The following is a 9,185-nucleotide window of genomic DNA, read 5'->3' on the forward strand; positions in this document are numbered from 1 at the left end:
GTGCGGTCGGTCTTGAGGAACTTCAGCCGGGCGGGCGTGGCATAGAAGAGATCGCTGACCTCGACGCGAGTGCCTTGCGATAGTGCCGCCGGCACCATCGCCGATTTCTGCCCGCCTTCAACCGACAGCGACCAGGCATGAGGCTCGCTATGATGCCGCGTCGTGATACCGAGCTTCGCCACCGCACCGATCGAGGGCAGCGCTTCGCCACGGAACCCCAGTGTGCGGATGCGCAGCAGATCCTCGTCGTCGAGCTTCGATGTGGCATGACGATCGACAGCGAGCGCGAGATCGGCTGATGTCATGCCGCTGCCGTCATCGGTGATGCTGATTTTTCGTCGGCCGCCACCATCCGTGAAAACGTCAATGCGGCTTGCCCCGGCATCGATGGCGTTTTCCACCAGCTCCTTCACCGCGCTCGCCGGACGCTCGACCACTTCGCCGGCGGCGATGCGGTTGACGAGCTGTTCAGGGAGCTGGCGGACGGGCATGCTGTTCGCACTCGGCGGGCAGAGAGTTCAGTCTAGGGACTTTTGGAGGGTCGCGGGAGGGCGTGCGCGACCAAACCGGCCGCTTTCGCCGGCTCTCCCCGCTGTCCACGGGTGAAAGTTCGGATCAATCGTCATATCGCGCCGTGCCGCGCTTTGCTTTCACGTCGCTACGCCTCTTCTTGCCTTCCAGCCGCCGCTGTTTTGATCCGAGCGTCGGGCGCGTCGGCCGTCGTGGAGTTGGCCGTATCGCCGCTTCGCGCAGCAATTCCACCAAGCGTTCGATCGCATCCGCGCGGTTGCGCTCCTGAGTGCGGAAACGTTGCGCATGGATCACGATCACGCCCTCCTTGGTCATCCGCTGCCCGGCAAGCCTGCCGAGCCGCGCAGCGACGTCGGGGGCGAGCGCAATCCGGCGCGTGTCGAAACGCAATTGCGCCGCGGTGGAAAGCTTGTTGACGTTCTGCCCGCCGGGGCCGGAGGCGCGGACGAAAGAAATCTCGATCTCGTTCTCGTCGATCGAGAGGTCGCGGGAGATCCGCAGCATGGCGTCACCGGAATGGTCAGAATCGGTGGCGCAGGATAGCTGGTTTGTCGCCAACTTGCCTTGCTGCGTTAGTCCTCTAATTGGCGGCGGCCGGGGTTGCGGCCGCCGGCTGCGCGACGGCTTGCGGCGGACGGCCAACGACCACGGTGAGAAGGCCTTGCCCCCACAGCCGCCGGGCGGCTTGCTTCGCGTCGTCCAGTGTCACCGCGTCGATAATGGAATTACGCTTCTCGATATAGTCGATCGGCAGCCGATCGAGCTGATATTGCAGCAACGCGCTCGCGAGCTTCGATGACGTGTCGAGCGCCAACATCTGCGAGCCCTTGAGGTAGGACTTGGCCTCATCCAGCTCTTTTTGAGTCGGACCGTCCTCGCCCATCCTGCGGACTTCGTTGTTGATGGCCTCGACGGTCTCGCCAGCCCGGTCCGCACGAGTGCCCGTGTTGCCAATGAACAGGGCGGAGTGCTCCATCCACGACAACGACTCATAAACTGAATAGGCCAGGCCGCGCTTCTCACGAACTTCGCGGTAAAGACGCGAGGACAGACCGCCGCCGCCGAGAATGTGGTTGACCACATAGGCGGCCATGAAGTTGGGGTCGTGCCGCATGACTCCGGGGCCACCGAACGTCACGACCGTTTGCGGAACGTCGAGTGGAATAAACTCACGCTTCGGCGGCTGGGCGGCTTGAATGTCAGGGATCGGCGTAAGCTCGGCATGGGCCGGCAATCCGCCGAAGGTCTTGTCGAGTAATTGGCCGAGCGTGGCCGGGTCGACATCTCCGACCACGGCGATCTTCAGCGTATCTTTTGCGAGCACGTGACGGACGTAATCCTTGAGGTCGGCAATCTCGATCTTCGCCACGCTTTCCAGCGTGCCGTTGGCCTGCCGGCCATACGGATGAGCGCCGAACGCGACTTCCAGAAACTTGCGACTGGCGAGCGAGGTCGGATTGGTCGTGTCACGCCGCAAACCGGACATGACCTGCGAGCGAATGCGTTCGACATCGGCACTGTCGAAGTGCGGCGATGTCAGCGAGGTCCGCAATAGACCGAACGCTTCGTCCCGGTTGTCCTTGAGCATGCGGAGCGAGCCGCGCAAATAGTCTCGCGTTGAGGTGAAGCTCAATTCGATCGCGCGGCGGTCAAGCCGTTCATGAAACGTCTTGGAGTCCATGTCACCCGACCCCTCATCGAGCAGGTCGCCGACCAGATTTCCAACTCCGGCTTTGCCGACCGGGTCCTGGGTCGCGCCGCCCCCGAACGCGTATTCCATCGCAATCAGCGGCACGGTGGCGTCCTGCACAAACCAGGCTTCTATCCCGCCGGGCGAAATCAGATGCTGGATTTTGGCCGCCGCGAGCGAGGGCGTCGAGCACAGCGGCAGGATCAGGAAGGCGGCAACAATATAGGACAAGCGCAGCGCGCCGGTTCGAAAACAACTCACGAGCGCTTCTCCTCGCGTTTGGCTGCAAGATCCTTGATCAAATAGCCGGTGACCGAGCGCTTCTTGTCCAGCCATTTTTGCGCGGCGGCCCGGACCTGTTCGCCCGTCACCGCGCGGATGCGATCCGGCCAGCTTCGAATGTCGGTGATGCTCAATCCGGTGGTGAGCGCACCGCCATACCAGCGGGCCAGCGTGGCCTGGTTGTCCTGAGCATAGATTGCTTCGGCGATCAGTTGTGTCTTGACCCGTTCGAGATCTTCGGCGCGGACTGGATTTTGTCTGATGTCCGCGATTACGCTGTCGATCACCTGCTCGATTTGAGAAAACTCAACGCCGGGTTTCGGAGAGACCGAAATCATGAACTGGCTCGGGTCGAGCGCAGTGCCCTGGTAGCCAGCGTTGGCGCTAACGGCGAGCGGCTTATCGATCACCAGCGCGCGATAAAGATAGGAATTGCTGCCGCTGCCCATGAGTTGGGCGAGAACATCGAGTGCCGGACTCTCCCCCGCGGCGGCAGTGGCGGCAGAGGGAACCAGATAATAGCGCTTGAGCCCGGGCTGTTCGACCCTGGCATCCGATAGCGTCACACTGCGCGGTCCGGCCGGCTCTGGCTCCTGCGGACGAATGCGGCGAGCCGGTATCGAGGGCTGAGCGGCGACTTCGCCGAACGTTCGCTCCGTTATGGGCCGGATCTCGTTGGCGTCGACATCCCCGGCAATCACCAGGATCGCGTTATTGGGAGCATAAAATCGCTTGTAGAACGCGAGTGCATCCTGCCGATCGAGCTTCTCGATCTCCTGATGCCAGCCAATGACCGGCCTGCCGTAAGGGTGGTTGAGATACAGCGCCGCCATGATCTGCTCGATCAGCCGCGCTTCCGGGTTGTTGGCAACCCGCATATTGTATTCCTCAAGCACGACGTCGCGCTCCGGCAACACGTTTTCGTCCTTCAGAATAAGGCCAGTCATGCGGTCGGCCTCGAATTCCATCATCTTGCCGAGCTGATCGCGCGGCACGCGCTGGTAGTAGCCGGTATAGTCGACCGATGTGAAAGCATTCTCGTTGCCGCCGATCCGCAGCACGGTCTGGGAGAATTCGCCGGCCGGATGCTTGCTGGTGCCCTTGAACATCAGATGTTCAAGGAAATGCGCGAGACCGGATTTCCCCGGCGTCTCATCGGCCGAGCCGACTTTGTACCAGATCATCTCGGTGACAACCGGCGTGCGGTGATCGGGAATCACCACCACTTGCAGACCGTTGTCGAGCGTGAAGCTGGCGGGAGGATCCGATGTCACCGTGGTCTGGCCGACGGCTCCGGTGGCAGAGACAACAAGCGCCGAAAGTAGCACGGCGCAAAGCGGGACAACGTAACGCGGTGAGAACATCATGACCTATCGATTTGACGCGCTTTCCTGAGGCGAACATCTCCTTCGCCTGAAACCGCTCTGGAGCACGCGGGACTCCTTGAGCAGGAAGCTAAGCCGCAACATGCGCGTGAAGAAGCTAAGCCACTGTACCCCGTCCGGCAGCGAGTACGTGTCACGAAGCCGCGAGACCGCAGCGTCTAGTTGCCATATTTTCCGGCGGCCGGATTGTATTCCTTGTTCAGCGACTCCTTCGGCCCGGTGCCATAAGCGAAATTAGGCGACGGTGTCTGGTAACCCGGCGGAGGCTGGGTCAGTGATTCCCGCGTCGGTTCGCCTGTGAACGGAGCCGTCTCCATTTTGTTGCCGCCGCCGAAAAGCTTGCCCAAGCCGCCAGTGAATCCGAGTTGCGCCGGGCTGAGGCTCGGATTGCCGGAAGCCCCGGGTTGTATCGGGTCGCCATTCGTGCGGGCTGGAGCGGCCGTCTTGCCGACGTTGAGTTCGCTCGGGGTCAAGATACGAGCGGCTTCCATCGGATCCTTATTCGATTTTTTTCGCGCCGCGACCGCCGCCTTCCGGCGCTGCACATCCGGATCTTTCGGCCAGTTCGGATCTTTGATCTCGGTCTTCACGGTCTCGGGCGGCGGCAAATCAAGCTTGGGAGGTACCACAAGTGGCGACCTCTCCCGATATTCGATGCCCCGGTTTTCCATGTTGGTGCCACCGATTCCGGACATAATACCTTCGATGATTTTCTCCTCGAAGGTCTTGTCGTCATCGTCGTCTTCCTGCGCGCGCGCGGCTCCGGCGACCATGATCAGGCCAATGCCAGTGGCGACAAGGGCAAGCCGGAGAGTACGCGCCAGCCGTGTCGGTGAATTTCGCACCATCCAATCGCGGGCTTTGGTGTCGCGCATCGTTAATCCGTTCAAATTCATCGTGGCCCGCAGGTAATTCAGGGCGAGCGCGCCTGACTTGCAGATACGAGTTGAGGTCGTATTAGCCGGGATCAGGGCGCTTTTGCGGCGGGTGCCCCCAGGAACGAGTCATACAACAGGGCAGCTACCCCCGCAACGATCGCAACGTCGGCCAGATTAAACACGTACCAATTGAAGGTTTTGCCCCCGAGCTGGACGTGCAGGAGGACGAAATCGACCACCGCTCCGTACGCAAAGCGATCGATGGCATTCCCGATCGCCCCACCGATTATCAATCCGAGCGCGACGGTGGCGATCAGGGTACGCGACCGCGCCATCCAGATCGCGAGCGCGATCACAGCTATCGCCTTGATCGCCATCAATGCGATCTGGGCGAGTTGGTTTTCGCTCTGTAGCCAGCCAAAGCTGATCCCGACATTCCAGGCCAGCACCAGATCGAAGAACGGCGTCACCTCGACCGCGCCGCGGCGGCCGATGTCGAACACGAACAGCAGCCAGAGCTTGGTCGCTTGATCGAGCACAAGCACAACCAGCGCGGCAATCACGCCGGGACGGAGACGGGAGTTCAAACCGCTACTCCCAGTGCTTTCCATTCACGCAAGGCTTGCGCGTCACGCGGCGAGACATCCGGAAATTCCGGGTCGCTGCCGACGGTCGGCAGGATCTTCCATGATCGCGCGCATTTGGTGCCCACGGCTTTTTCGACCAGGACAGCGATGGCGGGGGCTTCATTCAATCGGAACGCTCCGGGCGGTGGTTCGGCATTGCTGACCATGGCGTGCGAGGTAATGCAGACCTCGGCAAGGTCGATATCGAACAGCGTGTCAAATATCTCCTTGTCGGAAATGTAAACCAGCGGCGAGGCCTCGAGCGACGAGCCGATGCGCTTTGCGGCGCGCTCGACTTCGAGCGCGCCGGTGACGACACGGCGAACGTTACGGATGGTGTCCCACCTGGCGGCAAGCTTCTCGTCTCGGAATGCCTCAAGACCTTCCGGGAACAGCGTCAGATGCACCGATGGCTCGGCATTCGGCCTGTAAAGTCGCCAGGCTTCCTCGCAGGTGAAGCTCAGCACCGGCGCAAACCATCGAAGGATCGAATCGCAAATCAGATCGATCGTGGTGAGCGCCGCCTTACGGGTCAGCGAGGAAGGCGGATCGCAATACAAGGCGTCCTTGCGGATATCGAAATAGAACGCCGACAGTTCGGAATTCATGAACGCCGAGAGACTCGCGACCACCGTCTTGTAATCGAACTCGGCGTAGGCCTTGCGGACAACGGCCGCTTGTTCGGCCAGTTCATGCAGCATCAGCCGTTCCAGTTCGGGCATGTCGGCGTGCGCGACCACATCGTCCGGCTTGAAGTGGTGCAGCGTGCCTAGCATCCAGCGGATCGAATTCCGAAGCTTGCGGTAGGTCTCGATGGTGTTCTTGAGGATTTCCGGACCGATGCGCTGGTCGTCCGCATAGTCCGTCGCGCACACCCACAGCCGCAAGATATCTGCACCGGACTGGGCGATCACTTTCTGCGGCTCGACGGTATTGCCGACCGACTTCGACATCTTGCGGCCGTTCTCATCCAGGGTGAAGCCGTGGGTGAGCACGACGTCGAATGGAGCCCGGCCACGAGTGCCGCAGCTTTCCAGCAGCGAGGACTGAAACCAGCCGCGATGCTGATCGGATCCCTCCAGATACATCACCGTATCATCGCCGCCGTCGACCTTGCGCTTGATGCCGGCGAGGCTCGGAAAGTGTGCGGGATCGTCCAGCACGAATGCGTGCGTCGAGCCGGAGTCGAACCAGACGTCGCAGATGTCGTCGACTTTCTTCCAATCCTCATTGGCAAGCGAGCCAAGGAAACGCTCGCGCGCACCATCTATGTACCAAGCATCGGAACCTTCCTGCTCGAAGGCGTCGGTGATGCGCTTGTCCACGGCTTCGTCCCGCAGGATTTCGGCTGTGCCGTCACCCTTTTCTCGAACGAACACCGCTATCGGCACGCCCCAGGCACGCTGACGCGAAAGCACCCAGTCGGGCTTGCTTTGGATCATGCCGTTGATTCGGTTCTGGCCCGTGGCCGGTACCCACTGGGTCACGGAGATCGCGCTCAATGCCCGGGCACGCAACGTGTCGCCCGGTCTGGCCTTCTGGTCCGCGGCGATGTCCTTGTCCATCGCGATGAACCATTGCGGCGTGTTGCGAAAGATCACCGGCTTTTTCGAGCGCCAGGAATGCGGGTACTGATGCTTGAGCCTCCCGCGCGCCAGCAGCATGCCGGCATCGACAAGCGCCTTGATTACGGCGTCGTTGGCATCGCCCTTTTCGCCCTTGTCATTGAGGACGCGTTTTCCCGTGAAGCCCGGCGCCTGATCGGTGAACGCGCCGTTCTCATCCACGGTGTAGGGGATCGTGGTGTTGATGCCGCGTGCTTCGAGCGCGCGCGCATTCGCTGTCCAGACGTCGAAGTCTTCACGGCCGTGCCCTGGCGCGGTGTGGACAAAGCCGGTGCCGGCGTCAGCGGTGACGTGGTCGCCCTCCAGCAGCGGCACGCGAAATTCGTAGCCGCCCGAAAAGCCCGCCAGCGGATGCGCGCATTCCATGGCGACTAGCGCTGCAGCCGGCACGTCTCCGACCCTCTGGTAACCGATCACGCGTGCCTGCTTGAACACTGCATCCGCGAGTGCGTCGGCCAAAATCAGTAGATCGCCGCTTTGCGCCCAGTTGTCCGAAGGCGAGTCGGTGACGCGATAGAGCCCATAAGCAATCCTGGACGAGAAGCTGATCGCGCGATTGCCGGGCAAGGTCCAAGGTGTGGTGGTCCAGATCACGATACTGGCATCACTCACTGCTTGCACGATCGCGACAGACGCATCTTTTCCGGAAGCAATTTCGATCTGCGTAACAGGGAACTTCACCCAGACCATGTCCGACGTGTAATCCTCGTATTCGACCTCCGCTTCGGCGAGCGCGGTTTTTTCCACCACGCTCCACATCACCGGCTTGGAGCCGCGATACAGCGTTCCGTTGGCGGCGAACTTCATCTGCTCGCGCGCGATCTGCGCTTCAGCGAAGTAATCCATGGTCGCATACGGATGATCCCAATCGCCGATGATGCCGAGTCGCTTGAATTCCTCGCGCTGGACGTTGAGCCAATGTCCGGCATAAGCGCGACATTCTTTCCGGAACGCCACCATCGCGGCGGAATTCCGGAAATCGGGCTTGGTCTTGCCCTTGGAGCGGTAGTTCTCTTCCTCGATCTTCCATTCGATCGGCAGGCCGTGGCAGTCCCACCCCGGAACGTAATTGGAGTCGAAGCCGAGCATCTGCTGGCTCTTGGTCACGACGTCCTTGAGGATCTTGTTCAGCGCGTGCCCGATGTGGATGTTGCCATTGGCATAGGGCGGCCCGTCATGCAGTACGAATTTCGGCCGGCCCGCCGATTGCTTGCGCAGCCGCTGGTAAAGCCCGATTTCGTTCCAGTCCTTCAGGATTTCCGGCTCGCGTTGCGGCAGGCCGGCGCGCATCGGGAATTCCGTCTGCGGCAGGTAAAGCGTTTTCGAATAATCGGCGACGTCGGAGTTGTGCGGCTTTTTGGACATGAATGCTCTGGTTTGGCTCAAAGGGCGCTGAAACGCGATTTGCTCGCGGATGAAAATTAGCGGGTCCCGGTCTTGCGCTGAGCCGAAGCTCAGGCGGAAGCCGGGCCACTAATCCTGATGGTGCGCCGCGCAAACATGCGGCATTCCATAGCAGCGAACCGGCCCGTGGCAAAGCCCTACGGCTTGTCATCCGCATCCACCAGCAGCGGCAGGGGACACGGTTCGAGATGCGCGAAGCTCGCTCCTTCTACCGGTCTTCATCCCTCCAGCAGGAAGAATGGATTGCCTTCGTCGCGTTCGCTCCTCGCGATGACCGCTCGCTCGTTCTTATCCCTCCCACGTTTCCGAGACACACGCGCCTTCGCGTTTCTCGCCCCGATCTGGTTCTCTCTCGGCCCGCAAGCGAGCGAGGGTTGCTCTTTCTTATCCCTCCCCTTTTTTATGGGGTCGAGACGAGCAAGGCTCGCTCTGGGGTGGCGCGAAGCGCCGGGTGGGGTTGCGTCATACCACGAACAGCCCCCCACCCTGCACATCGTTCGCTCCGCTCACGATCTGCTTTCCCTCGCCACGAGTGGGAGGGATGAACACCGCCGATGCGGTGGTACTGCATGCAATGACATCGGGACAGTTCACACACCTGCGCGATCTCGCTGCGAGCCGCCCGAGTTTTGCTAGTCGTAAAGCCATCTGAAATTCAGAGGGCGTGGGGAATGCCGGGTGCTCGATGCACCCGCAGCCTCGCGTGGGAAAAAATAGAACCACACGAGCGTAGTCACCGCGAGGTTCACCGGATTCACCCGGCA

At 61.2% G+C, this 9,185-nt stretch carries 7 protein-coding genes; all 7 read right to left on the reverse strand.

Going from position 1 to position 9,185, the window contains the following annotated elements:
• The coding region (gene mutL / locus VJV58_RS05000) for a DNA mismatch repair endonuclease MutL (protein WP_324136235.1) at positions 1-491 on the reverse strand (491 nt) is incomplete at its 3' end.
• Between the two features lie 124 nt (positions 492-615).
• On the reverse strand, positions 616-1,035 hold the full coding sequence (arfB, locus tag VJV58_RS05005) for an alternative ribosome rescue aminoacyl-tRNA hydrolase ArfB (protein ID WP_324136236.1): 420 nt from the start codon (positions 1,033-1,035) through the stop codon (positions 616-618).
• A gap of 76 nt (positions 1,036-1,111) precedes the next feature.
• Positions 1,112-2,482 carry a M16 family metallopeptidase gene (locus tag VJV58_RS05010; protein ID WP_414641407.1) on the reverse strand — a complete coding sequence of 457 codons (1,371 nt, stop codon included), beginning with the start codon at positions 2,480-2,482 and terminating at the stop codon, positions 1,112-1,114.
• Positions 2,479-3,870 (reverse strand): M16 family metallopeptidase, encoded by a 1,392-nt coding sequence (locus VJV58_RS05015; RefSeq protein ID WP_414641408.1) that lies wholly within the window; start codon positions 3,868-3,870, stop codon positions 2,479-2,481. The genes VJV58_RS05010 and VJV58_RS05015 overlap by 4 nt, the downstream gene beginning before the upstream one ends.
• 176 nt (positions 3,871-4,046) lie before the next feature.
• Positions 4,047-4,763: a hypothetical protein gene (locus VJV58_RS05020; RefSeq protein WP_324136238.1), complete on the reverse strand. Its 717-nt coding sequence runs from the start codon at positions 4,761-4,763 to the stop codon at positions 4,047-4,049.
• Between the two features lie 92 nt (positions 4,764-4,855).
• A complete protein-coding gene (gene lspA, locus VJV58_RS05025; protein ID WP_414641410.1) occupies positions 4,856-5,377 on the reverse strand; it encodes a signal peptidase II in 522 nt (173 codons plus the stop codon).
• The gene (gene ileS, locus VJV58_RS05030; protein WP_324136240.1) at positions 5,350-8,382 is read right to left on the reverse strand and encodes an isoleucine--tRNA ligase; all 3,033 of its coding nucleotides are present in this window, start codon (positions 8,380-8,382) and stop codon (positions 5,350-5,352) included. Before ileS ends, lspA begins: the two co-directional genes overlap by 28 nt.
• Between the last annotated feature and the right edge of the window lie 803 nt (positions 8,383-9,185).

It is taken from the genome of Bradyrhizobium sp. (assembly GCF_035273305.1).
Classification (GTDB): Bacteria; Pseudomonadota; Alphaproteobacteria; order Rhizobiales; family Xanthobacteraceae; genus Bradyrhizobium.

What these genes read in the sequence shown, in the direction of transcription:
- ileS (WP_324136240.1), bottom strand. Translation starts at nt 8,382, where the DNA reads ATGTCCAAAAAGCCGCACAACTCCGACGTCGCCGATTATTCGAAAACG.
- VJV58_RS05020 (WP_324136238.1), bottom strand. Translation starts at nt 4,763, where the DNA reads ATGCGCGACACCAAAGCCCGCGATTGGATGGTGCGAAATTCACCGACA.
- lspA (WP_414641410.1), bottom strand. Translation starts at nt 5,377, where the DNA reads ATGGAAAGCACTGGGAGTAGCGGTTTGAACTCCCGTCTCCGTCCCGGC.
- arfB (WP_324136236.1), bottom strand. Translation starts at nt 1,035, where the DNA reads ATGCTGCGGATCTCCCGCGACCTCTCGATCGACGAGAACGAGATCGAG.
- VJV58_RS05015 (WP_414641408.1), bottom strand. Translation starts at nt 3,870, where the DNA reads ATGATGTTCTCACCGCGTTACGTTGTCCCGCTTTGCGCCGTGCTACTT.